Genomic DNA, 24,946 nt, shown 5'->3' with positions numbered 1-24,946 from the left:
CCGCTCCTCGACACGGGGACCGGTTCCGTTCGCATGCCCTAGCGCGCCGCGCAGCATCCAAGCGATCGACCACCATCATCCCCGGCCGGCTCGGACGGGGATTTTTCGCATGTGCGCCCACGCTCCGCCCGGCCTCCATCGGAAGGAGCACTCCCATGCAACCGCGAACCCCCGTTCTCTCAGGCATCTGGCTGCCGCTGGTCACCCCGTTCCGCGACGGCGAGCTGGACGAGACCTCACTGCGCCGGCTGGTGGCGCACTATGCCGGTCGGCGGATCGACGGCCTGATCCTGGCCGCCACCACCGGCGAGGGTCTGACCCTGGACGCCGCCGAGACCGAGCGACTGGTGGCGGTCGCCGCCGACGAGGGCCGCGGCCGGCTGCCGATGTGGCTCGGCCTGTCCGGCAGCGACACCCGCAGGATGGCGAGGACGCTCGACGCCACGGCTCCCTGGCCGGTCGACGGCTACCTGGTCGCCTGCCCGTACTATTCGCGGCCGTCGCAGGCCGGCCTGCATGCGCATTTCACCGCCCTGGCGGGGCGCACGGAACGGCCGATCGCGATCTACAACATCCCGTACCGCACCGGCGTCAACATGACCAACGACACCCTGCTGAACCTCGCCCGGCTGCCCAACGTGGTCGGCCTCAAGGACTGCTGCGCGGACGCCGCCCAGTCCTTCGACCTGCTGTGCCGGCGGCCCGAGGGCTTCGCGGTGCTGACCGGCGAGGACGCGCTGCTGTTCGGCGCGGTGGCCCAGGGGGCGGACGGCGGCATCACGGCCTCGGCGCATATCGAGACCGCGGAATGGATCGCCGTGCGGGATCTGCTGCTGGCCGGCGACCGGCCGGGCGCGCTGGCCCGGTGGCAGGCGCTCGAGCCGCTCGCCCGGATGCTGTTCGCCGAGCCGAGCCCGGCCGCGATCAAGCACTGGCTGTGGCGGGCCGGCCTGATCGCCAGCCCGGAGCTGCGGCTGCCGATGACCGGCGTCAGCGATGCGCTGGCGGCGCGGATCGATGCCGAAATGGCGCGGCGCGGTGCCGTGGGGGCGGTGGCGGCTTAGGGGCCGCTCCGGCTCTTCGCCGTCATTCCGGCTCGGTCGCCCCGAGGGCGGCGCGCCCGTCCGGAATGACGGCTTGGGAGAGTGCGTGGGACTGAGCTGCCGTCACACCAGCCGGTAGCCGTACTCCGCCGCCGCCTCGCACAGGCTCTCGAACAGGCTGACGGCGAAGCCGCGCATCACATGGACGTCGAAGCGGCCGGTGCCGCGCCGGCGGTCCAGGGTGGCCGTCAGGTGGAACAGCCCGGTCTGGGCCACGGCGTGCTCGGCGAAGGCGCGGGGATGCAGGTCGACTCCGGTGCCCTTGGCCAGCACGTCGCGCACGGCCGGCCCCTCCAGCCGCAGGATCGCCCGGCCATGGCCCTGGTCGACCACGATGCCGCCGGCCGGTCCGGCGGCATCGCGCAGCTTCGGCTCCAGGCCGAACCCGTCGGCGGCCATCAGCAGCCAGCGGTCGGGGCCGAGCCAGAGCGCCCGGACGTCGCCGCCCGAGGTCGCATGGCCGGCGGCGGGGAGCGCGACGCCGAGGGCGGCGGCGATGGCGTGGCGCACGGCATCGGCGGTGCCGGCCCGGGCGTCGAGCTGGACCGCCGACAGGCCGAGCCGGCGGGTCATGGTGACTCCCGGCCCGCCCGGTCCGACGGCCCCGTGGTCGCCCGGCGTCCAGACGCCGTCGAGCGGGGAGCGGCGGGCGGGAAGGGTGGCGGTCTCAGCCATGCAGCTTCTCCCCCTTGGGGTCTACGAAGCAGGTCTCGGTGACCCGTGCCCGCACCCTGATTGCGCGCATCGGGTACACCGCCCAGACCTCCTGACCGATCCGCTCGCGGCCGCGCGCCAGCAGGCCGAGGCTGATCGGGTGCCCGACGGTCGGCGACAGGTAGGCGCTGGAGGTGACGTGGCCGAGCTTGGGGATCGGCGTCGCCGCGTCCGGATCGTCGACCAGGATCGAGCCGGCGCGGATCCGGGTCTGACCGTCGACCGGCACCAGCCCGACCAGGCTCGGACGGTCGGGGTCGGTGAAGGCCGGCTTGTCCAGCATGCCGCGGCCGACATACCACTTGCTCCGGCCGGTCATCCGCCCGAGCCCGAGGTCGTCGGCGGTGGTGCGGCCGTCCAGCTCCGGGCCGGCGACATGGCCCTTCTCGATCCGCATGATGCCCATGGCCTCCAGGCCGTAGGGACGGATCCCGTGCGGCTCCCCGGCCGCCATCAGCGCTTCCCAGACCTCGATGCCCCAGTCGGCAGGCGCATTGACCTCGTAGCCGAGCTCGCCGGAGAAGCTGATCCGGAAGATCCGCACCGGCACGCCACGGATCGTGGCGGTCGTGGTGACGCCGAGGAAGGGCAGGGCCGCGTTCGACACGTCGGCGGTGCCGGGATCGACGGCGGCTGCGAGCACGTCGCGGGCGCGCGGCCCGGCCAGCGCCATGCCGGCCCACTGCTCGGTCACCGACGACACACGCACGTCCAGTTCCGGCCACACCACCTGCAGGTACCACTCCAGGTCGGCCAGCACCTTGGCGGCATGGACCGTGGTGGTGGTCGTCAGGAAGTGGTGCTCGGACAGCCGCGAGGTGGTGCCGTCGTCGTCGACGATGCCGTCCTCGCGCAGCATCAGCCCGTAGCGCGCCTTGCCGACCGGCAGCCTGGCGAAGCCGTTGCTGTAGACCCGGTTCAGGAACTCGGCGGCGTCCGGCCCCTGGACGTCGATCTTGCCCAGGCTGGAGACGTCGGAGATCCCGACCCGGGTGCGGGTGTTCACCACCTCCCCGGTGATCGCCCGGTCCATGGCCTCCTTCGCGTTCGCCTCGCCCGGCTGCAGGTAGTACTGCGGGCGCAGCCACGGTCCCGCCTCAACGAACACCACGCCGTTGGTGGCGTGCCAGTCGTGCAGGGCGGTCCGGCGGATCGGCGCCAGGTGCCGGCCGGCGGCGCGGCCGGCCAGCGCGCCCATGGCGACCGGGGTGAAGGGCGGCCGGAAGGTGGTGGTGCCGACCACCGGGACCGGCTGGCCGCGGGCCTCGGCCATCAGGGCGTGGCCGGCGACGTTCGAGGTCTTGCCCTGGTCGGTGCCCATGCCGAGGGTGGTGTAGCGCTTCAGGTGCTCGACGGAGACGAAGCCTTCCCGGTGGGCCAGCGCGATGTCCTCGACGGTGACGTCGTCCTGGTGGTCGACGAATCGCCTGACCTTGCGGCCGGGCGTGCCGGGGACCGACCAGATCGCCTGCAGGGGGGCGGTCGCGGTCTCTTCCGTGGCGGGCGCGTCCGGCGCAGTGCCGCTACCGAAGCCGCAGGCCTGGGCCGCCTTGGCGCCGGTCCGGAAGCCGTCGGCCAGGCAGTCGGAGAGGGCGAAACGGCCGGCGGCGGCGCCGATGGTGGCAATGCCCGGGCGTCCGTCGGCCGGCAGGAAGGCGGCGACCGCATCGCTCCACTCGGCCTTGCCGCCGGCATGGCTGTGCAGGTGGATCGACGGGGTCCAGCCGCCCGAGGTCGCGATCAGGTCGCAGGCCACGAACCGGCTGTCGCCGACGGTGCCGCCGCGGCCGTCCAGCCGGCCGACGTCGCAGCCGACCAGGCCCATGCGGCCGTAGGCGTTGGTGACGGCGTGGCCGTCGGCGACTTCCAGCCCGGCGGCCAGCGCCCGGTCGCGCCAGGCGCCGCGGCCGCCGCCGCGGGTGTCGAGGATCTGCGCCACGTCGACGCCGGCGGCGGCGAGGTCGAGGGCGGTGCGGTAGCCGTCGTCGTTGTTCGCGACCACCACCGCGCTGCTGCCCGGCCGCACGGCGAAGCGGTTCAGATAACTGCGCACGGCGCCGGCCAGCATCACGCCGGGCCGGTCGTTGCCGCCGAACACCAGCGGCCGCTCGATGGCGCCGGCGGCGACGATCACGCGGCGCGGCCGGATGTGCCACAACCGCTGGCGAGCAACATGGGCCGGCGGGACCGGCAGGTGGTCGGCCACCCGCTCGACCGCGCCGACCACGTTGCCGTCATAGATTCCGAAGCCGGTGGTCCGGGTCAGCACCCTGACATCGGGCAGGTCGGCGAGTTCCGCCGAGGCGGACTCGACCCAGCGCATGGCGGGGGCGCCGTCCAGGGCCTCGCGCTCGCTGCGCAGCCGGCCGCCCAGGCCGTCGGTCTCGTCCAGCAGGACGACGCGGGCCCCGGTGCGACCGGCCGCCAGGGCCGCGGCCAGGCCGGAGGGCCCGCCGCCGACCACCAGGACGTCGCAATGGGCGTTCATGGTCTCGTAGTTGTCCGGGTCGGGCTCGACGGTACCCCGCCCCATGCCGGCGGCGGCGCGGATGCGCTTTTCCCAGAAGTGCCAGCCCGGGAAGCCCATGAAGGTCTTGTAGTAGAAGCCGGCGACCAGGAAGCGCGACATCAGGTCGTTCATCTCCATCGCGTCGAAGGCCAGGCAGGGCCAGCGGTTCTGGCTGGTCGCGCTCAGGCCGTGGAACAGCTCGACCATGGTGGCGCGGGTGTTCGGCTCCCGCCGCGCGCCCGAGCGCAGCTCGACCAGGGCGTTCGGCTCCTCCGGTCCGGCCGACAGGATGCCGCGCGGCCGGTGGTATTTGAAGCTGCGCCCGACCACCTTCACGCCGTTCGCCAGCAGCGCCGACGCCAGGGTGTCGCCGGCATAGCCGCCAAAGCTCCGGCCGTCGAAGCTGAAGCCGATCGGCCGCAGCCGGTCGATCTCGCCGCCGGCGGCGAGACGGTGGGTCTGCTCGGGGGCGTGGCGGCCGAAGATCATCGGGCCGCCTCCAGGTCGTCCTGAGGCAGGCCGGTCGCCAGCACTTCGTGGGTGGCGGTGTCGCGCAGCACCTTCACGTAGGCCCGGCAGCCCTGGACGTGGTGCCAGAACTCCAGATGCGGGCCGCGCGGATTGTCGCGCAGGTAGACGTAGCGGTGCCAGTCCTCGGCCGAGGCGGCTTCCGGGTCGGCCGGGCGGAGCTTGCCGGCGTCGCCCGCATAGCTGAACTCGTCGTGGTCGCGCGGGCCGCAATGCGGGCAGGTGATGCGGATCATCGGGTGCTTTCCACGCTCAGTGCAGCTTCGGGGTCGGCCCCTTGCCGCCCTCGTCGAGCAGGTGGCCGGTCGCGAAGCGCTCCAGCGACAGCGGCTCGTTGAACTTGTGCGGGCGGTCCTCGGCGATGGTGTGGGCGAACACCCAGCCGGAGCCGGGGGTCGCCTTGAAGCCCCCGTAGCACCAGCCGGCATTGAGGTAGAGGTTGTGAAGCGGCGTCTTCGAGATGATCGGGCTGCCGTCCATCGACATGTCCATGATGCCGCCCCAGCTGCGCAGGATCCGCACCCGGCGCAGATTCGGCATCATCGCGCAGCCGTTCGCCATCACATGCTCGGCGATCGGCAGGTTCCCGCGCTGGGCGTAGGAATTGTAGAAGTCGATGTCGCCGCCCAGCACCAGTCCGCCCTTGTCGGACTGGCTGATGTAGAAATGCCCGGCGCCGAAGGTGACGACGCCGTCGATCAGCGGCTTCAGCGGTTCGGTCACGAAGGCCTGCAGCACGTGGCTCTCGATCGGCAGCTCCAGGCCGGCCATCTGCGCCACCCGGCTGGTGTTGCCGGCGACCGCCATGCCGATCCGGCCGCAGCCGATGCTGCCGCGCGTGGTGTTGACGGCGGTGATCCGGCCGCCCGAGCGCTCGAACCCGGTGACCTCGCAGTTCTGAATGATGTCCACGCCCAGCCGGTCGGCGCCGCGCGCGAAGCCCCAGGCGACCGCATCGTGGCGGGCGGTGCCGCCGCGCGGCTGCAGCAGGCCGCCGTAGATCGGGAAGCGGGCGGTCTCCGAGAAGTCCATGTAGGGATAGAGCCGGCGCACGTCCTCGCGGTCCAGCAGCTCGGAATCGACGCCGTTGAGGCGCATGGCATTGCCGCGCCGGGCGTAGGCGTCCATCTGTCCGTCGGAATGCGCCAGGTTGAGCACGCCGCGCTGGCTGAACATCACGTTGTAGTTCAGCTCACGGCTCAACCCCTCCCACAGCTTGAGGGAGTGCTCGTAGAAATGGTTGTTGCCGTCGAGCAGGTAGTTGGAGCGCACGATGGTGGTGTTGCGGCCGACGTTGCCGCCGCCGATATAGCCCTTCTCCAGGACCGCGACGTTGGTGATCCCGTGGTTGCGCGCAAGATAGTAGGCGGTGGCAAGGCCATGTCCGCCGCCGCCGACGACGATCACGTCGTAGTGGCGTTTCGGTTCCGGGTCGCGCCAGGCGCGGATCCAGCCCTTGTGACCGCCGAGCGCGTTGCGCACCAGACTGAGGACGGAATACTCGACCATACGACCCTCCCTTCGGGCGCACTCTGCAGCAACCGGGACCGGGTGGCGAGACCGTCTTCGGACGCTTATTGTCCCGGAGACGACGGGCGGAGGATCAAACGGTGACCCAGCGACATCGTTCCCATACCGGCCCCGGCGCCAGGCTGGGCCGGCGCGCCTTTCTGGTCGGCGGCGGCGGCCTGACGCTGCTCGGCGCGGCGGCGCCGGCGATCGCCTCGATCGGCGCGCCGCCGCTGGAAGGTGCCGATCGGATCATCCCGTCCGAAGCCCGCTATGGCATGGTGACCAGCCGCGAGGCGACCGCGACCCGAATCGGCGTCTCGGTGCTGGAGGCCGGCGGCAACGCAGTCGACGCGGCAATCGCGACCGCCTTCGCGCTTGCGGTCACGCTGCCGCAGGCCGGCAATCTGGGCGGCGGCGGCTTCATGCTGGTCCGGCCGGCCGACGGGTCGCCGCCGGTGGCCCTGGATTTCCGCGAGACAGCCCCGGCACGGGCCTTCCGCGACCTGTTCATCGGACCGGACGGCAATGTCGACAACCGGATCGCCCGCTACTCGCACCGTTCGGTGGGCGTTCCCGGATCGGTCGCCGGCTACGCCGATGCCCTGGCCCGCTGGGGCAGCTGGTCCCTGGACCGGGTGATCGAGCCGGCCATCGCCCTGGCGCGCGACGGCATCCCGATGTCGCGGTCGCTGGCGCGCGACGTCGCCCGTTCCTCCGATCGTCTGCGGCAATGGCCGCAGACCCGGGCGGTGGTCGCCAAACCCGACGGCGGCGCCTACGAGCCGGGCGAAACGTTCCGGCAGCCCGATCTGGCGAACACCCTCGAGCTGATCGCCCGGGACGGTCCCGACGGCTTCTATCGCGGACCGATCGCGGTCGCGATCGCCGACGAGATGCGGCGGCATGAAGGGTTGATCGACGAGGCCGACCTGGCCGGCTACCGGACCGTGCTGCGGGAGCCGGTGCGCGGGACCTACCGCGGCACCGAGATCGTCTCGATGCCGCCGCCGAGTTCCGGCGGCGCCCTGCTGATCCAGATGCTGAACGTGCTCGAGGGGTGGCCGATCGCCGAACTCGGCTTCGGATCGGCAGCGACCCTGCACCGGATGGCCGAGACCATGCGGCGGGCCTACGCCGACCGCTTCAGGCATCTGGCCGACCCGGCGTTCCACGACGTCCCGCTGGCCGGCCTGATCTCGAAGGACTATGCCGAGGCGCTGCGCGTCAGCATCGACCTGCAGCGCGCCGGCGATTCCGCAAGTCTGGGGCCCGGGTCTCCGAAGGTCTTCGAGAGCAACAACACGACCCATCTTTCGGTCATGGACCGGGCTGGGGCGGCGGTCGCCCTGACCACCACCCTGAACTTCGCGTTCGGCACCGGGATTGTGGCGGAGGGAACCGGGATCTTCCTGAACAACGAGATGGACGATTTCTCGGCGCGGCCGGGTGCGGCCAACGCCTACGGCCTCGTGCAGGGCGAGGAGAATGCGATCGAAGCCGGCAAGCGGCCGCTGTCGTCGATGTCGCCGACCCTGGTTCTGGACGGGAACGGCACCGTCATCGCCACCGGCGGGCAGGGCGGCAGCAGGATCATCACCTCGGTGATGCAGTTCCTGACGAACACGCTCGACCACGGCATGAACCTGGCCGAGGCGACCCTGGCGCCGCGGATCCATCACCAGTGGTTGCCGGACGAACTGGGCGTCGAGGAGGGCTTCTCGCCGGACACCGTGGCCCTGCTGCAGGGCATGGGGCACCGGGTGGTGGTGCGCCGGCCGTCGGCGACGGTCCAGGCGGTCCGGCGGGCGCCGGACGGCTATCGCGGCTTCGCCGATCCGCGGCGGCCCGGCGGGCTGGCGGCCGGGCCCGACTGAGAGGCCGGCTCAGCCCCGCCGGGCCCGCTCGTCGAAGCGCCTGGTGATGGCGGCGGCGACCTCGCCGGCTTCGCCGGCCATCGCATCGACCACCGTCCGCGCCAGATGGCCCGCGAGCATGCCGCGGACCCGCTCCTCGATCGTCCGTCCGGGCGACGACGTCGGGTCGGCGGCCCGGTCGACCAGTTCGCCCAGCCGTCTTTCGACCAGCTGAAGGCGCAGCGGATTGGCCGCCAGCCAGCGCGGGGCCGCCGTGCGGATGCTGTCGATCGACGGGTCGTCCAGAACGAATCGGCGGGTCCGGGAGCCGTCGCGATCGGGTCCGAGCCGCGCGATCAACTCGACGGCCACCCAGGCGAACCACCAGCGCCAAGCGTCGGCGCGAAGCATGCCGTCGTCATACACGTCCTGCATGTAATGAAGCGTCACCATCGGTGCGTCGGCCCTCATGCGGACCACCTGCGGCGGCAGTGCGGATACCGTCAACACCCGCAGGTGCTTGTCATACGCTGCTTTTCGGTCGCGCGCGGGCAATATGCCGACATTGCGCTGCAGGGTTTCCAGGTCGCGGACGTCGAACCAGTGGCGCACCGCCATGGCGACACCGCGGATCTGGTCGTCGAGATCGAGATCGCGCTCCAAGCGACGCTCCGGATGCGGCAACAGCTTGCCTATGATAGCGGCGAAAGCTAACTTGCGCTTGCCGCGTGGGAGAGAAGAGTACGCAACGGTCGGGCGGGCAGGCTCGGCCCAATCGAACGTAATCGACGGGGGGGGGCCGCATGACAGACGACGCCAGGGGGTGGGCGGATCGCCTGAAAGGCGGCGTACGCCGAATCTTCCCGGAACGGCAGATCATTCTTCGCACGGATGGCGAGACCAGCTACGTCCGCCTGACCACCGGGCTGCAGCTGATCGCACTCGGCGGTTGGCTGGCGGTCGCCGGCTGGGTGGGTTTCGCGACCGTCGGCTACTACACGCAGGGATCGATGATCCTGGCGAAGAACGACGCGATCGACCGGTCGCGCCACGCCTACCGGAAACTGCTCGACCAGGTATCCGACTATCAGCTCTCGATCGTCGGGATCACCCGCGACCTGAAGGAAACCGAGGCGCACCTGCGCCGCCTGTTCAGCCAGAACGAGGCGTTGAAGCAGGATCTCAATTCGACCGAGGTGGCGCTGCGCACCTCGGAGGCCGAGCGGGCGCGGATCGCCAACGCCCGAGTCGCCCTGGGCGACCAGCTCGAGCTGCTGGGTTCCGAACTGCGGCAGATGACCGGCAAGAACAACGCGCTCGAAGCCCATATCGGCACCTTGCGCCGCCATCTCGAGACGATCGAGGCCGAGAAGGCGGAGATCGCGGCGGAGCGTGCGGCCCTGGACGACCAGCTGTGGGCGCTCCACAACGAGCTCGAGTCGTCGAACTCCAAGGTCGCGCTGCTGCAGAACAACGTGAAGGCCCTGAAGGGCGACCTTCGCACCGTGATCCTCGAGCGGAGCGCCATTGCGTCCGACAACGACGGTCTGCGCAACCAGATGTCCGGCCTGCAGCGCGCGCTCGAGGAGGAACGCGACGCGCACCGGACGGAGCTGCGGCGGATCGCCGACCGCGCTCAGCAGAACATACGGACGGTCGAGGAAGTCATCCGGCGAACCGGCCTCAAGCTCGACGTGATCGCACCGCTGCCTGCCAAGCAGCTGATGGGACAGGGCGGGCCGTTCGTGCCCTATCACCCGGACATGCAGGTCGACGAGGACGACGACAGCCTGCGCGTCGCCCTGACCCAGCGGCTCGACCGTTGGGAGTCGCTGCGCGGCGTGTTCGTCTCGCTGCCGCTGGTTTCCCCGGTCGTGAACTACCGGATCTCCAGCCGCTTCGGCCCGCGCGTGGACCCGTTCAACGGCCGCACTGCCATGCATGACGGCCTGGACATGGCCGGTCCGTACAAGGAGCCGGTCACGGCCACGGCAGATGGCGAGGTTGTGTTCGCCGGTCGCCGCAGCCGCTACGGCCGGGTGGTGGAGATCGACCATGGCCACGGGTTGATGACGCGGTACGCCCACCTCGCTAAGATTTCGGTCCGCCGTGGTGAAACGGTCAAGCTCGGACGGACGATCGGGCTTCTGGGTTCGAGCGGGCGGAGCTCGGGGCCGCATGTTCACTACGAGGTCCGCTATCACGGCAGGGCCCTGAATCCGGCCAAATTTTTGAAGGCGGGCACATATGTTCAGTCAAAAGAAACCAACTAGCAGAACCGAGACGGCGGGCGCCCCGAAGCCGGCGGCGCCGTCGATCATCAGTTCCGACCTGTCGATCAACGGCAACCTCAACAGCGGCGGCGACATACAGGTCGACGGAACGGTCGAGGGCGACATCGTCTCCAAGAAGCTGACCGTCAGCAGCTCGGCGACGGTGCGCGGTGCGATCGAGGCGGAGACGGTGGTGATCGCCGGATCGGTGACCGGTCAGATCAAGGCGCGGCACGTGACCCTGATCAAGACCGCCCGCGTCATCGCCGACGTGGTGCAGGAGCGCCTGTCGATCGAGCCGGGGGCGTTCTTCGAGGGCAACTGCCGGCACTTCCCGCCGGAGGGCGAGAAGAAGCCGATGCCGCGCCTCGAGCCGATCAAGCCGGCCATGCACCGCGACGGCGATTCCTCGCCGGCACAGGCGACGCCGGTGGCCGCGGTCGAAGCCGGCAGCTGACGTCGCCGGTCAGGCGGCGAGCGCATCCGCAAAGGTCTCCGGATCGACATTGCCGCCGGATGCGACGACGACGACGGTCCGGCCGCTGATCTCGATCCGGCCGGACAGGACGGCGGCGAGTGCGACCGCGCCGCCGGGTTCGACCACCAGCTTCAGGGTCTCGAACGCGGTACGCATGGCGTGCCGCACCTCGTCGTCGTCGACGGCCAGCCCGCCGGCGAGCAGCCGGCGGTTCAGCGCGAAGGTCAGGTGGCCGGGCATCGGCGACAGCAGGGCGTCGCAGATCGACCGGGCCTCCGGCGGATTGCCCAGCCGCTCGCCGGCCGCCAATGACCGCCGGGTGTCGTCGAACGCCGCCGGCTCCACGCACCACACCGGGACGCCCGGTGCCGCGTCGGCGAGCGCCAGGGCGGTGCCCGAGACCAGGCCGCCGCCACCGCAGCAGACCAGGACCGCGTCTGGCCGTACGCCCAGTTCCGCCGTCTGCTCGGCGATCTCCAGGCCGACGGTCCCCTGGCCGGCGATGATGCCGGGGTCGTCGTAGGGCTTCACGATGGTGGCGCCGGTGCGCGCGGCGATCCCGGCGGCGATCGCCTCGCGGTCGTCGCAATGCCGGTCGTATGCGACCACGCGGGCCCCCAGGGCCGCGGTGTTGGCGCGCTTGATGGCGGGGGCGTCGGCCGGCATCACGACCGTGGCGGAGAGGCCGAGCATGGCGGCCGCTGCGGCGACGCCCTGGGCGTGGTTTCCCGACGACAGGGCGACGACGCCGCGGTCGCGGTCCGCCGCCGGGATCAGCGAGACCCGGTTGTAGGCGCCCCGGAACTTGAACGACCCGGTGCGCTGCAGCGGCTCGGCCTTGACCAGGAGCCGGCCGCCGAGCCGGGCGTTCAGCAACCCCGGCTCCAGCAGCGGCGTGCGCACCGCGACGCCGGCCAGGCGCGCGGCGGCGGCCCGTACGTCGGCGGCCGACGGCAGGTCAGACGGAATCGAGGAAGTCATCGAGGGCCTCGCGCAGGATCGGTTCGTCCAGGGTCGGGGCATGCCCGACCCCCTCCAGGGTTATCCGCCGCATGCCCGGATGGGCGGCGGCCATCGCGTCGAAGGTCTCGGCCGACAGCAGCATCGACGCCCCGCCGCGGATCGCCAGGACCGGATACGGCCGCAGGGCGCGGAACAGCGGCCAGAGATCGGTCCCGCGGGCCGAGCCGCGTCGCAGCGGCCGGACCACTGCCGGGTCCCAGTCGATATGCAGGAGCCCGTCTTCGCCGCGGCGGAAGGTGTTGCGGGCGAAGGCCAGCCACTCCTCTTCGGTCTGCAGCGACAGGTTCGGGATGTTCCGCTGGAGTTCGGCCACCGCGCTCGGCCAGTCCGGCTGCGGCCGGTCCCGGCCCATGTAGTCGATCAGGTAGTCGGCTCCGCCGCTGGCCGCCGCCGGTCCCACGTCGTTCAGGACCGCTCCGGCAAGGGCGGACGGCATGGCGACCGCCAGGGCCATCGCCAGGATACCGCCCAGCGACGTCCCGATGGCCACGAACCGGTGCAGCCCGGTCGCCACCGTCACCTGCCGGACGTCGTCGACCAGGCCGCGCGGGTCGTAGTCCCGCCAGTCCCGCTCATAGTCGGACCGTCCTCGGCCGCGGTAGTCGAGCGAGACCAGCCGGCGCGGTGCCAGCCGCTCGGCGACGTGCTGGAAGTCCCGGGCGTTGCGGGCGTAGCCGGGCAGGCCGAGGATCGGCGTTCGGGGGTCGAGCGGATCGCCCCAGTCGGAGACATGGATTCGCCGACCGTCGCGGTTGCTGACCGGGCGCTCGCGCGGGGCGGCGGACATCGGCGGTTCAGACGCCGACGAGGGCGGGGAGGTCCGTGAGGCTGGTCACTTCCACGTCGGGCGCGCCGGGCAGTCGCTCGCGGGCCTGGCCGAAGCGGTTGCACCACACCACCTTGAACCCGAAGGCGGATGCCGCCGCCGCGTCCCAGGCGTTCGAGGACTGGAAGCTGACGGCGGCCGGCCCGCTGAGGTCCAGGCGCTCGACCGCCAGCCGGTAGACGCTGGGATGCGGTTTGTAGATCCCGACGTCCTCGATCGACAGCACGGCGTCGAGCACGGCGTCGATCCCGGTGCTGGTACAGACCTTCTCCAGCATCGACGGCGAGCCGTTCGACAGCACCGCGGTCTTCATGCCGGCATCCTTCAGCTTGCGGAGCACGCCCGGCACCTCGGGGTAGGTGTGCAGGGCCAGGTAGCTGTCCATCAGGGCCTGGCGCAGGCCGTCCGGCGCCTTGCCGGGGCCGAAGGCGGTGTCGAGGGCGAAGTCCAGGGCGTCGCCGGTGACCTGCCAGAAATCGACATGCTTGCCCATCAACGACCGTAGCCAGGAATACTGCAGCTGCCGCGTCCGCCAGCTGTCGGACATGGTCTGCGCCGGCCCGGACTCCAGCCCGAAGCGGTCGCGGCATTGGCCGACAGCGGAATGCACGTCGAACAGCGTGCCGTAGGCATCGAACACGCAGGCCTCGATGCCGGTCAGGCGGTGGATCATCGGCTCTTCTCCCGTGCGAGGGCGGCCTGCTGGCCGTCCAGCAAGACGCCACAGCTGTACACGCACCAGACCGCCTGCGGCCGCCAGGTGGTCGCCGCGAGCATCAGCGATGCCTGCTGCGGTAGCCGCCCGCGATAGACGTGCAGTCCCTCGAGCACCCGCTGTACGTAGTTCCGGGTCTCGGAGAACGGGATCTTCTCGATCCAGTCGATCACGTCGACATCGGGCGACGACGGATGGCCGTATCGGCCGATCCACTGGTTCACCCGGTGCGGCCCGGCGTTGTAGGCGGCGATCGCCAGGACGTACTGGCCGTCGAACCGTTCGATCATGGCATTCAGATAGGTCCGCCCCAGCCTCACGTTGTAGCTCGGGTCGGCGATCAGCGCCCCCAGGTCGTAGTCGACCCCGACCGACCTGGCGGTGTCCTTGGCGGTGCCGGGCATCAACTGCATCAGGCCGCGGGCCCCGGCCCGGCTGATTGCGTCCCGGTCGAAACTGCTCTCCTGCCGGATGATGGCGTGGACCAGCGCCGGCTCGGGCGTCATGTCCGGCAGCGGGTCGAGCAGCGGATAGCCCAGGTCGATCAGGGCGGCGCCGCTGCGGGCCGCCCGGCGGGCGGCATAGACCGCCGTCGATGTGAAGCCGTGCTCTGCCGCCAGCCGGGCGATCGCGACTGACTCGTCCTCGTCCGCCGCCCGGTAGGCCAGGGTGCGCAGGAACCGCTCCGCCAGCTTCCTGCGGTCGACCCGGATCAGGGACGCGGTCGCCCGCACCAGGTCGCGGGCCAGGAAGGCCTGCCTCTTCTCCTCGGAGAGCGGGTCGGCAGCCGCCAGCGCTATCTCGGTGGCGCCCAGCCGGGCGGCCGCGAGTTGGCCGTAGAAGGTGGTCGCCTGTTCGGCGCCGCGGCCGTACCAAGCGCGGGCGTCGGCGGAGTCGCCGAGGGCGTCGGCGGCCCGCCCGGCCCAGTAGGCCGCCCGCCCCAGGCTGATCGGCGTCGAGACGTTCTCGTAGAGCTGCCGGAAATGGCGCAGCGCGTCCGCGGGCTGGTCCAGGAACCGCAGGGCGATCCAGCCGGCCAGCCACTCGGCCTCGGCGAACGCGATGCCGCCGCGCTGCACGTGCGATGCCGCCAGCAGGTAGCCGTCCTGGTAGCTGCCCCGGTCCAGGGCCTCGCGGATGTGCCAGGCCCGCTCGCGCCACCAGAGCGCCTCGAACTCGGGCTTCGGGGGGGCCTCGAACAGCAGTTCCCGCGCCTCGGTGACGAGACCGCGCTGCCGTCGCCAGCGGATACGCTCATACAACAGGCCGGGATCGTTGCGGAGTTCCGCCGGCACCGCCTCGATCGCCTGGTCGACGCCGCCGCGGCCCTCTCGGAGCCGCAGCCGGGCGTCCGCCAGCTTCCGCCAGCCACCGGAGACCAGCGGCAGGGTCCGCTCGACCGCCTGCGACTCGCCGCGCCACAGCATCTCGTCCAGACGGTGCTGGTGGTCGATCGGGCGCAGGTGCCGGCCGTAGCGGTCGAGGAATTCCTTGAATGCCTTGTTGCCGAGATCCAGCTCGCGCCAGACCCGGCGAACCTCCTGCACGAGGGCGTCGCCGGCACCCACGGAGTCGAGCGCATCCAGATAGGCCAGCCGCCCGGCCGCGGTCCGCGGCCGGTGCGTCCGGAACCAGAACACCTTGGTGGAACCCGGCAGGCCGGCCGGCATGGCCTGCTCGGCCCGGAGCTCGATCGCGTACTCGCCGGGCCAGCCCGGATGCTCGGTCAGGAACCCGGCGAGGGTGGCGAAATCGGCGGGGCGGCTTGCATCCTGCAGGTCGAGCCACAGCAGCACGGCGGCGAGATCGGCATCCTGCGTCCGCCCGGGGACCGCCAGCGCCGCATCCCAGTCGCCGTCCTCGGCATAGGCCAGGGTCGTCCGCCAGGCGGAGTCGCCCGGCGGCAGGCGGCCGGGAGCAACCAGGGGGCGAGGGGTCGGCCGTGGCGGCAGGCCGTCCGCCGGCCGGGCCGATCGCTCGGCGGTCGCTTCGGCGGGCGGCTCCGACGGCGCGTCGACCGCGGGTCGCGATACCGGTCGCGGCGGCTGCGCGGCCGCCAGGACCGCGGATGCCGGGAGGCCGAGGCCGCCGAGCAGGGCGATGGCCGCAAGCAGGGCCGATCGACCGGGTCGACGGCTGCGGGAACCGGGAGGAAGGGGGGCTGATCGCCGCTCGGGCATGGGCATCGGAGTATCGACGCTTCTTTCGTCAGAATTCCGCAACGCACAACAACATACCGCGTTCCGGGGCCGCGCGGGAGGGGGGCCGCGAGCCTTGCCCGCTCGGAACCTGCGGCGTAAGGTCCGGCTCCGCGACATGTGAAGTCGCCGCTTCGGGAGAGGGCCGATGGGTTACGCGTTCGGAGAGCCGATGTTCAAGGGGTCGCTGGTTGCCCTGATCACGCCGTTCAAGAACGGTTCGGTGGACGAGGACGCGTTCCGGAAACTCGTCGACTACCAGATCACGAACGGCACGCACGGCCTGATCCCGGTCGGGACCACCGGCGAGAGCCCGACGCTGAGCCACGAGGAGCACAAGCGCGTGGTCGAGCTCTGCATCGACGAGGCGCGCGGCCGGGTTCCGGTGATTGCCGGCGCCGGTTCGAACTCGACCGCCGAGGCGATGGACTTCACCCGCCACGCCAAGGAAGCCGGCGCCGATGCGGTGCTGCATGTCACGCCGTACTACAACAAGCCGACCCAGGAAGGCCTGTACCAGCATTTCAAGGCGGTGCACGACAGCGCCGAGATCCCGGTGATCATCTACAACATCCCGGGACGCTCGATCGTCGACATGACCGTCGAGACCATGGCGCGGCTCGCCGACCTGCCGCGGGTGACCGGGGTCAAGGACGCGACCTCCGACCCGGTGCGGCCGATCAAGACCCGGATGGCCATCGGCCCGGACTTCACCCAGCTTTCGGGCGAAGACGCCTCGATCGTGCCGTTCCTGGCCCATGGCGGCCATGGCTGCATCTCGGTGACCGCGAACGTCGCACCGAAGCCGCTGTCCGAGCTGCACGAGGCCTGGCAGCGCCGCGACCTCGACACCGTGTTTTCGATCAACGAGCGGCTGCAGCCCTTGCATGCGGCGCTGTTCTGCGAGACAAGCCCCGGCCCGGTGAAGTACGCGGCGAAGCTGATCGGCCTGTGCGACGGCACGGCACGGCTGCCGATGGTGGAAATCGCCGAGACCAGCAAGCGCCGCGTCGAGGACGCGATGCGGCATGCCGGGTTGTTGAACTGACGGGCACAGCGAGGGCGTCATGGCGGGCAGCCAAGGCACCCGCCGGGAGGTGGCGCGGAACCGGCGGGCGCGTTTCGACTATCAGATCGAGGATACCATCGAGGCCGGCATGATGCTGACCGGCTCGGAGGTGAAGTCGCTGCGCGAGGGCCGCGCATCGATCGGCGAGTCCTATGCGGGCGAGTACGAGGGCGGCCTCGCGCTCATCAATGCGCACATCCCCGAGTACCGGCCGGCCGAGCCGTTCAACCACGAGCCGAAGCGGATCCGCCGGCTGCTGGTGCACAAGCGCGAGAAGGAGCGCCTGCTCGGTCTGATCCGGCGCGAGGGCTACACGCTGGTGCCGATCTCGCTGTACTTCAACGACCGGGGCATCGCCAAGCTCGAGCTCGGCATGGCGCGCGGCAAGAAGCTGGCCGACAAGCGCGAAGACCAGAAGAAGCGCGACTGGGAGCGTCAGAAGTCGCGGATCATGCGGGAGCGGGCATGACCGGCGCTTCCGGCGACGGCGGCCTCCAGCCCCCGTTTCCGGAACCGGCGCCGCGCCGGCCGGCGCGCCTCAAGCCGGTCATGGCCGGCCTGTCGGTCGCCAGCCCGCTGGTCCTGCTGGTCGTGCTGAACGTCGCGGTCCTGGTGTGGGCCTATGTCGAGCCGACGTCGACCTGCTGGCTGAAGTCGCAGATCGAGGCCGGGCGGCGCGTCGTGTACCCGTTCGAGATCCACCTGCTGTACTTCACCGCGACGATCCAGTTCTGGGCGCCGGTGCTGCTGCTGGTCGCGGCGCTGTTCTGGTACGTGGATTGGGTCCGCGTGCGGGAACTGCTGCTCGTCGCCGTGCTGTCGGCCCTGGTGCTCTACCTGGTCGGCTTCGAATACGGCTGGATGAATGAACTGTATCGCGGGCGCTACGACCTGGCCTGCGGCTAGCTTCGGGTCGCCGGCGGGCCGTCGAGCAGGGCGCGAACCGTGCCGAACACCGCATGGAACATCTCGGCCGTCAGCTTGCCGGTGTTCGTGTTGTAGCGCGAGCAATGGTACGAACTGACCAGGGTCCGGCCGTCGGGCAGCGGATGCACCGCGTTGTGGCCGAACTTGCAGGCCGACTTGCGCAGGCCGAGGGCGGCCAGGGTCGCGCCGTGGGCCAGCGACCCGAGCACCAGGATGGCCTGAAGGTTCGGCATCCCGGCGATGGTATTCACCAGGAACGGCCGGCAGGCCGACACCTCGGATCCGACCGGCTTGTTCTCCGGCGGCACGCAGCGCACGGCGTTGGTGATGCGGCAGTCGACCAGCTCGAGGCCGTCATCCGGTCGCTTGTCGTAGGTCCCGCGAGCGAAGCCGTGCGCGATCAGCGTCGCGTACAGCAGGTCGCCGGCATAGTCGCCGGTGAACGGCCGGCCGGTCCGGTTGGCCCCGCGCAGGCCGGGGGCGAGGCCGACGATCAGCAGGCGGCCGTCGGCCGGACCGAAGCTCGGCACCGGGGCGTTGAAGAAATCCGGATAGGCCGCGCGATTGCCGCGGTGGAACGCGACCAGGCGCGGACAGAGCGGGCAGTCGCGCGGCGGGTCGACGTCCGAAGCCCCCATCGTCGGGTATCAGACGCCGTCGTAGCCGCCGGGACGGCGCGGTGTCCGGCGCGTCACCACGGCCGGCATCTCGTCCTCGAAGTCCTCTTCGTCGTCGGTCGAATTGTCGCTGGACGACGGGGCCGGGCGTTCGCGCCGCGGCGGCCGGTCGGCATGGACCCGCTCGATGTCGCTCGCCAGCTGGTCGAGGTCGATGAACTGATCGGCCTGGCGGCGAAGCTCGTCGGCGATCATCGGCGGCGAGGAGCGGATCGTCGACACCACCGTGGCCCGCACGCCCTTGCGCTGCACCGCCTCGATCAGCGAGCGGAAGTCGCCGTCGCCCGAGAACAGCACGACATGGTCCAGTCGGTCGACCATCTCCATCATGTCGACCGCCAGCTCGATATCCATGTTGCCCTTGATCCGGCGGCGGCCCTGGGAATCGGTGAACTCCTTCGCCGGCTTGGTCACCAGGCTGTAGCCGTTGTAGTCGAGCCAGTCGACCAGCGGGCGGATCGGCGAATACTCCTGATCCTCGAGCAGCGCGGTGTAGTAGAACGCGCGGATCAGATGGGCCTTGCTGCCGAAGAGTTCGAGCAGCCGCTTGTAGTCGATGTCGAATCCGAGGGCCCGGGCAGCGGAATAGAGATTCGCGCCGTCGATGAACAATGCAACCTTCTCATGCGGATAAAAAAACATCGCGAAAGCCTCTCAAATAGCGTGCTTGGGTGGATCAATACATGAACGAATGCCCGCCACGTCAAAGCCGCAAACGGGCTCGCAAATGATGCCTTTCATAGTATGAGGGCCGGGCGGCGCATGTACAGACGAAACGCCCGGACTCGGCCCGCTGCCGCAAGGAGCTTGCGATGATCATCGTTGCCATCGGCGCAAACCTGCCGGCCGACGGTTTCGCGACTCCGCTCGAGACCTGCCGGGCGGCGGTCGAGCGACTGGCCGGGGAACCCGGCCTCGCGGTGACGGCGACGTCGCGCTGGTACGAATCGGAACCGGTGCCGCCGTCCGGGCAGCCCTGGTACGTCAACGGCGCGGTGACGGTCGAGACCGCGCTGGGGCCGGCCGAGCTGCTGGCGCGGCTGCACGCGGTCGAGGCGTCGTTCGGACGGGTGCGCCGGATCCGCAACGAGGCCCGGCCGCTGGACCTGGACCTGATCGACCATGACGGCGCGTTGCGTGACGGCCGGGACGGCGGGCCGGTGCTGCCGCATCCGCGGGCCCGGGAGCGGGCCTTCGTTCTGCTCCCGCTGGCCGACGTGGCGCCGGCCTGGCGGCATCCGGGCACCGGCGAGGCGGTCCGCGAGCTGATTTCGGCGCTGCCGGCCGACGGTCCCGCGATCCGCCCGATCGACGACCGGTGAGGGCTGTGGATAGTCCTTGTTTAGCCGGGGGCGCATCGCTATATTCCGCGGCTCGCCGACCTTCCCCGACCGATTTCGAGAGGCTTTCATGGCGCGGGTTACCGTTGAGGATTGCATCCTCCAGATCCCGAACCGCTTCGACCTGGTGATGGCGGCGGCGCAGCGCGCCCGCGACATCTCGGCCGGATCGCAGCTCACCGTCGACCGCGACAACGACAAGAACCCGGTGGTCGCGCTGCGCGAGATCGCCGACCAGACCGTCGAGTCCGAGGTGCTGAAGGAGAGCCTGATCAAGGGCCTGCAGAAGCATGTGGAAGTCGATGAGCCGGAGGACGACGACCTCGAGCGGCTGATCGGTGCCGAGGGCCTCGGCGGCGCCGTCGGCCTGGACGGCCGGCTTGCCGAAGGCGAGACGCTGGACGAGGACGCGGCCTCGTCCCTGGGCATGCAGGTCGAGCAGGAAGACGAGAAGGCGGCCGGTGGCTTCGAAGACGTGGACGACGGCACGCTCAGCGACGAGGACTGAAGTTCCCGTCTCGCCAACTTATGGCGGCGGCCCTACCTTGAGAGGTAACGCAGGTAGGGCCTCATGATCCGGCAATACGAGCTTGTAGAAACGGTACGCGCCTACGATCCGACCGCGGACGAGGCGGCCCTGGACCGTGCGTATGTCTATGCGATGAAGATGCACGGCAGCCAGACGCGCGCGTCGGGCGATCCGTATTTCTCGCACCCCCTCGAGGTCGCCGGGATTCTGACCCGGATGAAGCTCGACCACGGCACCATCATCACCGCGCTTCTGCACGACGTGCTCGAGGACACCGACGCATCGCTCGACGACATCCGCCGGATGTTCGGCGACGAGATCGCGCGGCTGGTCGACGGGGTCACCAAGCTCACCCGCATCGAGCTGCAGTCCGACCGCACCAAGCAGGCCGAGAACCTCCGCAAGCTCGTGCTGGCGATGAGCCAGGATATCCGGGTGCTGCTGGTCAAGCTGGCGGATCGCCTGCACAACATGCGGACGCTGCATTTCATCGAGAAGCCGGAGAAGCGCCGCCGGATCGCCGCCGAGACCATGGACATCTATGCGCCGCTGGCGGCGCGGATCGGCATCAACGACATCAAGGACGAGCTCGAGGACCTGGCCTTCGCGGAGATCAATCCGGATGCCCGGTCGTCGATCAAGACCCGGCTCGACTACCTGCGGTCCGAGGGCGGGGACCTGGTCGAGCGGATCATCGAGGAACTGCGGAGCACGCTGTCGGAGGGCGGCGTCGAGGCGCAGATCTCCGGCCGGACCAAGACCCCGTATTCGGTCTGGCAGAAGATGCAGCGCAAGAACGTCAGCGTCGAGCAGCTCTCGGACATCATGGCGTTCCGGCTGGTGGTGCCGGACATCGGCGCCTGCTACCACGCGCTCGGCCTGATCCACGCCCGCTACCCGGTGGTTCCCGGCCGGTTCAAGGACTACATCTCTACCCCGAAGCCGAACGGCTACCGATCGCTGCATACCGGCGTGATCGGGCCGCATCGCCAGCGTATCGAGATGCAGATCCGCACCCCGGACATGCACAGCATCGCCGAGCTCGGCGTCGCGGCGCACTGGTCCTACAAGCAGGGATCGGGCGCCAGCGAGGGGCGCAAGTACCGATGGATCCGGGAACTGCTCGACATCCTGGACCAGGCGTCCGGCCCCGAGGAATTCCTCGAGCACACCAAGCTCGAGATGTACCAGGACCAGGTGTTCTGCTTCACCCCGAAGGGCGACCTGATCGCGCTGCCCCAGGGCTCCGGGCCGATCGACTTCGCCTACGCGGTGCACTCCGAGATCGGCGACACCTGCGTCGGCGCCAAGATCAACAGCCGGCTGGTGCCGCTGCAGACCCAGCTGAAGAACGGCGACCAGGTCGAGATCGTCTCCTCGAAGACCTCGACTCCGTCGCCGACCTGGGAGCAGTTCGTCGTCACCGGCAAGGCCAAGGCGCGGATCCGGCGCTTCGTCCGGCTGAAGCGCCGCCAGCAGTTCTCAGACCTCGGCAAGGCCATGCTGCAGAAGGCGTTCCGCCAGGAGGGCCATCCGTTCAGCGAGAAGACCGTGGCGCCGCTGTCGGAGAAGTTCCGCGCCGAGACTGTCGAGGATCTCTACGCCGGCGTCGGCGAGGGGTTGACCAGCGCGCTGGAGGTGGTGCACGCCGCCTATCCGCCGGCGCGGCCGGCCGAGAAGCCCGCGAACGTGGTGCCGATCGCGCGGGCGCGCGGCAAGTCCCGGAAGTCCAGCCACGACGCGATCCCGATCACCGGTCTGATCGACGGCATGGCCGTGCACTTCGCGCGCTGCTGCCATCCGCTGCCGGGCGAGCGCATCGTCGGCATCGTGACCACCGGCAAGGGCGTGACGATCCACACCATCGACTGCGAGACCCTGGAGAACTACCACCACGAGCCGGAGCGCTGGCTCGATGTCGGCTGGGACTCCGAACGCGCGACGGTCCATGTCGGGCGACTCGAGGTGGTCATCGCCAACGAGCCGGGAAGCCTGGGTTCGCTGTCGACCGTGATCGGCAAGAACGGCGGCAACATCATCAACCTGAAGATCGTCACGCGATCGGTGGATTTCTTCGAACTGCTGATCGACGTCGAGGTCGGCGATGTCCGGCATCTGACCACCATCATTGCGGCGTTGCGCGCCACACCGGTCATCAACTCCGTGGAGCGCGCCCGCGGATGATCCGGAGAGCGGGTGCGGTTTTACGGCGCAGGTTCTTGCCCCGGGTACGGAAATTCGGCATACCGACCGCGGCTGGACGACCAGTCCGAGTCCTTCGATGCAAGCGAGACCCCGACACATGGCGGTAAGAAAAACGGGCGGCTTCGGCGAGATGATCCGCACGATCCTCATCGCCGTGGGTATCGCCCTGTTCATCCGCACTTTCGCCTACGAACCGTTCAACATTCCGTCCGGCTCGATGATCCCGACGCTCCTGGTGGGCGACTACCTGTTCGTGTCGAAGATGTCCTACGGGTACAGCCGGCATTCCCTGCCGTTCTCGCTCCCGCTGATCCCGGGCCGGCTGCTGTATGACGAGCCGGAGCGCGGCGATGTCGTGGTGTTCAAGCTTCCGACCGACAACCGGACCGACTACATCAAGCGGATCGTCGGCCTGCCCGGCGACACCATCCAGGTGGTCGGCGGGATCCTGCAGATCAACGGCGAGGCCGTGAAGCGCCGCCAGGTCGAGGACTACCGCGACGAGGACCGGTTCGGCCGGCCGGCCGACGTCAAGCAGTACATCGAGACCCTGCCGAACGGCGTCGAGCATCGCATCCTGGAGATCAGCGACGACCAGCCGAACGACAGCACCGGGGTCTACCGGGTGCCCGAGGGGCACTTCTTCGCGATGGGCGACAACCGCGACAATTCGGTCGACAGCCGGTTTGCCCGGGTCGGGTTCATTCCGAAGGACAACCTGGTTGGCCGGGCCGAGGTGATCTTCTATTCGACCGCCGCGACCGCGAGTGTCTGGGAAGTCTGGAAGTGGCTGCCGGCGACCCGGTTCGGCCGGTTGCTGGAAGGCATCGAATGAACGAGGTCGACCGCGACCTAAGCGGCCTGGCCGAGCTTCTCGGTCATACCTTCAACCATGCCGACATCCTGCGGCGCGCGGTGACTCATGCCAGCGCGGAACCGCGGGCCTGGAACGCATACGAGCGGCTCGAGTTCCTGGGCGACCGGGTGCTGGCGCTGATCCTCGCCGAACATCTGCTGGACCGGTTCCCGCACGAGCGCGAGGGCTCGATCGCCAAGCGCCATGTCAGCCTGGTGCGGCGCGAGACCTTGGCGGAGGTGGCGCACAGCATCGACCTCGGCCGCTACCTGATCGTCTCGCGCGGAGAGGACGAGGCCGGCGCGCGCGCCAGCGACACCATCCTGTCGGACGCCATGGAGGCGGTGATCGGCGCGCTGTATCTGGACGGCGGGCTGGAGGCGGCGCGGCGGTTCATACTCCGATACTGGAACCCGGTCCTGGAACTCGACCAGCGGCCGCCGCAGGATCCGAAGACCGCCCTGCAGGAATGGGCGCAGGGACGCCGGCTGCCGCTTCCGGTGTACGCCACGGTCGTGCAGACCGGCCCGGCGCACGCCCCCGAGTTCACGGTCGAGGTGCGGGTCGAGGGCCTGGAGCCGCAGCGGGCGATCGGAAAGTCGAAACGGCTGGCCGAGCAGTCTGCGGCGGCGGCCATGCTGGAGGCGATTGGCGAATGAGCGACGTACCGGGCAATGACGGGCAGGCCGGCGGTGGTGCGGGCGATGCGCCCACACGCTGCGGGTTCGTCGCGCTGGTGGGGGCGCCCAACGCCGGCAAGTCGACCCTGACCAACCATCTGGTCGGGGCGAAGGTCTCGATCGTCACCCACAAGGCGCAGACCACCCGCGCCCGGATCCGGGGCATCGCCATGGCGGGCCCGACCCAGATCATCCTGGTCGACACGCCCGGCATCTTCCGGCCGCGCCGCCGGCTCGACCGGGCCATGGTGCATGCCGCCTGGGCCGGCGCCGGCGATGCCGACGTGATCGTGCTGGTGGTGGACGCGGCCAAGGGGCGGATCGATGAGGACACCCGGCGGATCATCGACGGCCTGAAGGCCAACGGGCAGCGTGCGGTCCTGGCCCTGAACAAGGTCGACGGCATGAAGCGCGAGCGGCTGCTGCCGATCGCGCAGGAATGCTCCGAGCTGTTCGAGTTCGACCGGGTGTTCATGATCTCGGCGCTGAACGGCAGCGGCTGCGACGACCTGCGGCAGTATCTGGCGGACCGCATGCCGGAAGGACCCTGGCACTATCCCGAGGACGAGCTCTCCGACCTCCCGGAGCGGTTGCTGGCCGCCGAGGTCACGCGCGAGCAGGTGTTCCTCAAGCTGCACGACGAACTGCCCTACGAGGCGACGGTCGAGACCGACATCTGGACCGAGCGCGACGACGGCTCGGTGCGGATCGACCAGACGATCTACGTCGAGCGCGACAACCAGCGGATGATCGTGCTCGGCAAGAACGGCCGCAAGATCAAGGAGATCGGCCAGCTCGCCCGGGAACAGCTGGAGGCCATGCTGGACCGCCGCGTGCACCTGTTCCTGTTCGTGAAGGTGCGGGAGGCCTGGCAGGAGGACCGCGAGCGCTACACCACCTGGGGGCTGGAGTGGGACGTGTGAGCGCCCGG

24 protein-coding genes are annotated in these 24,946 nt (G+C 70.1%); 13 read left to right on the top strand and 11 right to left on the bottom strand.

The window, feature by feature from the left end; genetic code table 11:
- The first annotated feature begins 155 nt into the window (after window positions 1–155).
- Entirely contained in the window at window positions 156–1,064 is a 909-nt protein-coding gene (locus tag RIC31_RS25485; protein ID WP_350114946.1) for a 4-hydroxy-tetrahydrodipicolinate synthase family protein, read from the top strand.
- A 102-nt stretch (window positions 1,065–1,166) separates the two neighbouring features.
- On the opposite strand, the gene RIC31_RS25480 is transcribed toward RIC31_RS25485, so the two are convergent.
- Genes RIC31_RS25480 through RIC31_RS25465 form a run of 4 tightly spaced genes read right to left on the bottom strand, consistent with a single transcriptional unit; the run spans window position 1,167 to window position 6,363 of the window.
- Window positions 1,167–1,778: a sarcosine oxidase subunit gamma gene (locus RIC31_RS25480; protein ID WP_350114943.1), complete on the bottom strand. Its 612-nt coding sequence runs from the start codon at window positions 1,776–1,778 to the stop codon at window positions 1,167–1,169.
- Window positions 1,771–4,815 carry a sarcosine oxidase subunit alpha family protein gene (locus tag RIC31_RS25475; protein ID WP_350114941.1) on the bottom strand — a complete coding sequence of 1,015 codons (3,045 nt, stop codon included), beginning with the start codon at window positions 4,813–4,815 and terminating at the stop codon, window positions 1,771–1,773. Before RIC31_RS25475 ends, RIC31_RS25480 begins: the two co-directional genes overlap by 8 nt.
- Window positions 4,812–5,090 carry a sarcosine oxidase subunit delta gene (locus RIC31_RS25470; protein WP_350114938.1) on the bottom strand — a complete coding sequence of 93 codons (279 nt, stop codon included), beginning with the start codon at window positions 5,088–5,090 and terminating at the stop codon, window positions 4,812–4,814. The genes RIC31_RS25475 and RIC31_RS25470 overlap by 4 nt, the downstream gene beginning before the upstream one ends.
- Before the next feature lie 16 nt (window positions 5,091–5,106).
- Window positions 5,107–6,363 (bottom strand): sarcosine oxidase subunit beta family protein, encoded by a 1,257-nt coding sequence (locus RIC31_RS25465; protein ID WP_350114935.1) that lies wholly within the window; start codon window positions 6,361–6,363, stop codon window positions 5,107–5,109.
- A gap of 101 nt (window positions 6,364–6,464) precedes the next feature.
- On the opposite strand from RIC31_RS25465, the gene ggt reads away from it, so the two are divergent.
- The gene (ggt, locus tag RIC31_RS25460; protein WP_350114932.1) at window positions 6,465–8,240 is read left to right on the top strand and encodes a gamma-glutamyltransferase; all 1,776 of its coding nucleotides are present in this window, start codon (window positions 6,465–6,467) and stop codon (window positions 8,238–8,240) included.
- 9 nt (window positions 8,241–8,249) lie between these two features.
- Here ggt and RIC31_RS25455 read toward each other — a convergent pair whose 3' ends face one another.
- The gene (locus RIC31_RS25455; RefSeq protein WP_350114929.1) at window positions 8,250–8,882 is read right to left on the bottom strand and encodes a hypothetical protein; all 633 of its coding nucleotides are present in this window, start codon (window positions 8,880–8,882) and stop codon (window positions 8,250–8,252) included.
- Between the two features lie 140 nt (window positions 8,883–9,022).
- On the opposite strand from RIC31_RS25455, the gene RIC31_RS25450 reads away from it, so the two are divergent.
- Entirely contained in the window at window positions 9,023–10,492 is a 1,470-nt protein-coding gene (locus RIC31_RS25450; RefSeq protein WP_350114926.1) for a peptidoglycan DD-metalloendopeptidase family protein, read from the top strand.
- The gene (locus RIC31_RS25445; protein WP_350114923.1) at window positions 10,467–10,949 is read left to right on the top strand and encodes a bactofilin family protein; all 483 of its coding nucleotides are present in this window, start codon (window positions 10,467–10,469) and stop codon (window positions 10,947–10,949) included. The genes RIC31_RS25450 and RIC31_RS25445 overlap by 26 nt, the downstream gene beginning before the upstream one ends.
- Window positions 10,950–10,958: 9 nt before the next feature.
- Here RIC31_RS25445 and RIC31_RS25440 read toward each other — a convergent pair whose 3' ends face one another.
- Genes RIC31_RS25440 through RIC31_RS25425 form a run of 4 tightly spaced genes read right to left on the bottom strand, consistent with a single transcriptional unit; the run spans window position 10,959 to window position 15,720 of the window.
- Window positions 10,959–11,951 (bottom strand): threonine ammonia-lyase, encoded by a 993-nt coding sequence (locus RIC31_RS25440; RefSeq protein WP_350114921.1) that lies wholly within the window; start codon window positions 11,949–11,951, stop codon window positions 10,959–10,961.
- Complete coding sequence (locus RIC31_RS25435; RefSeq protein ID WP_350114918.1) at window positions 11,929–12,780, bottom strand: alpha/beta fold hydrolase; 852 nt, start codon at window positions 12,778–12,780, stop codon at window positions 11,929–11,931. The genes RIC31_RS25440 and RIC31_RS25435 overlap by 23 nt, the downstream gene beginning before the upstream one ends.
- Window positions 12,781–12,787: 7 nt before the next feature.
- Window positions 12,788–13,492 (bottom strand): haloacid dehalogenase type II, encoded by a 705-nt coding sequence (locus RIC31_RS25430; protein ID WP_350114915.1) that lies wholly within the window; start codon window positions 13,490–13,492, stop codon window positions 12,788–12,790.
- On the bottom strand, window positions 13,489–15,720 hold the full coding sequence (locus RIC31_RS25425; protein ID WP_350114912.1) for a transglycosylase SLT domain-containing protein: 2,232 nt from the start codon (window positions 15,718–15,720) through the stop codon (window positions 13,489–13,491). The genes RIC31_RS25430 and RIC31_RS25425 overlap by 4 nt, the downstream gene beginning before the upstream one ends.
- A gap of 184 nt (window positions 15,721–15,904) precedes the next feature.
- Here RIC31_RS25425 and dapA point away from each other — a divergent pair, with 184 nt between their 5' ends.
- From dapA to RIC31_RS25410, 3 genes are read left to right on the top strand one after another with little or no spacing between them, the layout of a single operon-like run.
- Window positions 15,905–16,780: a 4-hydroxy-tetrahydrodipicolinate synthase gene (dapA, locus tag RIC31_RS25420; RefSeq protein WP_350115227.1), complete on the top strand. Its 876-nt coding sequence runs from the start codon at window positions 15,905–15,907 to the stop codon at window positions 16,778–16,780.
- Window positions 16,781–16,799: 19 nt separating this feature from the next.
- Window positions 16,800–17,270 carry an SsrA-binding protein SmpB gene (gene smpB, locus RIC31_RS25415; RefSeq protein WP_350114909.1) on the top strand — a complete coding sequence of 157 codons (471 nt, stop codon included), beginning with the start codon at window positions 16,800–16,802 and terminating at the stop codon, window positions 17,268–17,270.
- The gene (locus tag RIC31_RS25410; protein ID WP_350114906.1) at window positions 17,267–17,707 is read left to right on the top strand and encodes a hypothetical protein; all 441 of its coding nucleotides are present in this window, start codon (window positions 17,267–17,269) and stop codon (window positions 17,705–17,707) included. The genes smpB and RIC31_RS25410 overlap by 4 nt, the downstream gene beginning before the upstream one ends.
- Here RIC31_RS25410 and RIC31_RS25405 read toward each other — a convergent pair.
- Both RIC31_RS25405 and RIC31_RS25400 read right to left on the bottom strand, forming a co-directional pair.
- Window positions 17,704–18,366, bottom strand: a complete 663-nt coding sequence (locus RIC31_RS25405) for a uracil-DNA glycosylase (protein ID WP_350114902.1) — start codon at window positions 18,364–18,366, stop codon at window positions 17,704–17,706. The two genes, RIC31_RS25410 and RIC31_RS25405, sit on opposite strands and share 4 nt — an antisense overlap.
- Before the next feature lie 9 nt (window positions 18,367–18,375).
- On the bottom strand, window positions 18,376–19,047 hold the full coding sequence (locus RIC31_RS25400) for a LabA-like NYN domain-containing protein (protein WP_350114899.1): 672 nt from the start codon (window positions 19,045–19,047) through the stop codon (window positions 18,376–18,378).
- A gap of 170 nt (window positions 19,048–19,217) precedes the next feature.
- Here RIC31_RS25400 and folK point away from each other — a divergent pair, with 170 nt between their 5' ends.
- The 6 genes from folK (at window position 19,218) to era (ending at window position 24,938) form a co-directional block, all read left to right on the top strand.
- A complete protein-coding gene (gene folK, locus RIC31_RS25395; RefSeq protein ID WP_350114896.1) occupies window positions 19,218–19,727 on the top strand; it encodes a 2-amino-4-hydroxy-6-hydroxymethyldihydropteridine diphosphokinase in 510 nt (169 codons plus the stop codon).
- An 88-nt stretch (window positions 19,728–19,815) separates the two neighbouring features.
- Entirely contained in the window at window positions 19,816–20,253 is a 438-nt protein-coding gene (gene rpoZ / locus RIC31_RS25390; RefSeq protein ID WP_350114893.1) for a DNA-directed RNA polymerase subunit omega, read from the top strand.
- A 63-nt stretch (window positions 20,254–20,316) separates the two neighbouring features.
- Window positions 20,317–22,458 carry a RelA/SpoT family protein gene (locus RIC31_RS25385; RefSeq protein ID WP_350114890.1) on the top strand — a complete coding sequence of 714 codons (2,142 nt, stop codon included), beginning with the start codon at window positions 20,317–20,319 and terminating at the stop codon, window positions 22,456–22,458.
- A 118-nt stretch (window positions 22,459–22,576) separates the two neighbouring features.
- Window positions 22,577–23,314, top strand: coding sequence for a signal peptidase I (gene lepB / locus RIC31_RS25380; RefSeq protein WP_350114887.1), 738 nt, complete (start codon window positions 22,577–22,579; stop codon window positions 23,312–23,314).
- On the top strand, window positions 23,311–23,994 hold the full coding sequence (rnc, locus tag RIC31_RS25375; RefSeq protein WP_350114884.1) for a ribonuclease III: 684 nt from the start codon (window positions 23,311–23,313) through the stop codon (window positions 23,992–23,994). Before lepB ends, rnc begins: the two co-directional genes overlap by 4 nt.
- A complete protein-coding gene (gene era, locus RIC31_RS25370; RefSeq protein WP_350114881.1) occupies window positions 23,991–24,938 on the top strand; it encodes a GTPase Era in 948 nt (315 codons plus the stop codon). Before rnc ends, era begins: the two co-directional genes overlap by 4 nt.
- The last annotated feature ends 8 nt before the right edge of the window (window positions 24,939–24,946 follow it).

The sequence above is a fragment of the Thalassobaculum sp. genome (genome assembly GCF_040219615.1).
GTDB lineage: Bacteria > Pseudomonadota > Alphaproteobacteria > Thalassobaculales > Thalassobaculaceae > Thalassobaculum_A.
This window is presented reverse-complemented; position numbering and strand designations above follow the sequence as displayed.

Excerpts from the sequence above, each read along its gene's own strand:
- RIC31_RS25485 (WP_350114946.1), top strand. The coding sequence starts at position 156 with ATGCAACCGCGAACCCCCGTTCTCTCAGGCATCTGGCTGCCGCTGGTC.
- RIC31_RS25480 (WP_350114943.1), bottom strand. The coding sequence starts at position 1,778 with ATGGCTGAGACCGCCACCCTTCCCGCCCGCCGCTCCCCGCTCGACGGC.
- RIC31_RS25475 (WP_350114941.1), bottom strand. The coding sequence starts at position 4,815 with ATGATCTTCGGCCGCCACGCCCCCGAGCAGACCCACCGTCTCGCCGCC.
- RIC31_RS25470 (WP_350114938.1), bottom strand. The coding sequence starts at position 5,090 with ATGATCCGCATCACCTGCCCGCATTGCGGCCCGCGCGACCACGACGAG.
- RIC31_RS25465 (WP_350114935.1), bottom strand. The coding sequence starts at position 6,363 with ATGGTCGAGTATTCCGTCCTCAGTCTGGTGCGCAACGCGCTCGGCGGT.
- RIC31_RS25450 (WP_350114926.1), top strand. The coding sequence starts at position 9,023 with ATGACAGACGACGCCAGGGGGTGGGCGGATCGCCTGAAAGGCGGCGTA.
- RIC31_RS25445 (WP_350114923.1), top strand. The coding sequence starts at position 10,467 with ATGTTCAGTCAAAAGAAACCAACTAGCAGAACCGAGACGGCGGGCGCC.
- RIC31_RS25440 (WP_350114921.1), bottom strand. The coding sequence starts at position 11,951 with ATGACTTCCTCGATTCCGTCTGACCTGCCGTCGGCCGCCGACGTACGG.
- RIC31_RS25435 (WP_350114918.1), bottom strand. The coding sequence starts at position 12,780 with ATGTCCGCCGCCCCGCGCGAGCGCCCGGTCAGCAACCGCGACGGTCGG.
- RIC31_RS25430 (WP_350114915.1), bottom strand. The coding sequence starts at position 13,492 with ATGATCCACCGCCTGACCGGCATCGAGGCCTGCGTGTTCGATGCCTAC.
- RIC31_RS25425 (WP_350114912.1), bottom strand. The coding sequence starts at position 15,720 with ATGCCCATGCCCGAGCGGCGATCAGCCCCCCTTCCTCCCGGTTCCCGC.
- dapA (WP_350115227.1), top strand. The coding sequence starts at position 15,905 with ATGTTCAAGGGGTCGCTGGTTGCCCTGATCACGCCGTTCAAGAACGGT.
- smpB (WP_350114909.1), top strand. The coding sequence starts at position 16,800 with ATGGCGGGCAGCCAAGGCACCCGCCGGGAGGTGGCGCGGAACCGGCGG.
- RIC31_RS25410 (WP_350114906.1), top strand. The coding sequence starts at position 17,267 with ATGACCGGCGCTTCCGGCGACGGCGGCCTCCAGCCCCCGTTTCCGGAA.
- RIC31_RS25405 (WP_350114902.1), bottom strand. The coding sequence starts at position 18,366 with ATGGGGGCTTCGGACGTCGACCCGCCGCGCGACTGCCCGCTCTGTCCG.
- RIC31_RS25400 (WP_350114899.1), bottom strand. The coding sequence starts at position 19,047 with ATGTTTTTTTATCCGCATGAGAAGGTTGCATTGTTCATCGACGGCGCG.
- folK (WP_350114896.1), top strand. The coding sequence starts at position 19,218 with ATGATCATCGTTGCCATCGGCGCAAACCTGCCGGCCGACGGTTTCGCG.
- rpoZ (WP_350114893.1), top strand. The coding sequence starts at position 19,816 with ATGGCGCGGGTTACCGTTGAGGATTGCATCCTCCAGATCCCGAACCGC.
- RIC31_RS25385 (WP_350114890.1), top strand. The coding sequence starts at position 20,317 with ATGATCCGGCAATACGAGCTTGTAGAAACGGTACGCGCCTACGATCCG.
- lepB (WP_350114887.1), top strand. The coding sequence starts at position 22,577 with ATGGCGGTAAGAAAAACGGGCGGCTTCGGCGAGATGATCCGCACGATC.
- rnc (WP_350114884.1), top strand. The coding sequence starts at position 23,311 with ATGAACGAGGTCGACCGCGACCTAAGCGGCCTGGCCGAGCTTCTCGGT.
- era (WP_350114881.1), top strand. The coding sequence starts at position 23,991 with ATGAGCGACGTACCGGGCAATGACGGGCAGGCCGGCGGTGGTGCGGGC.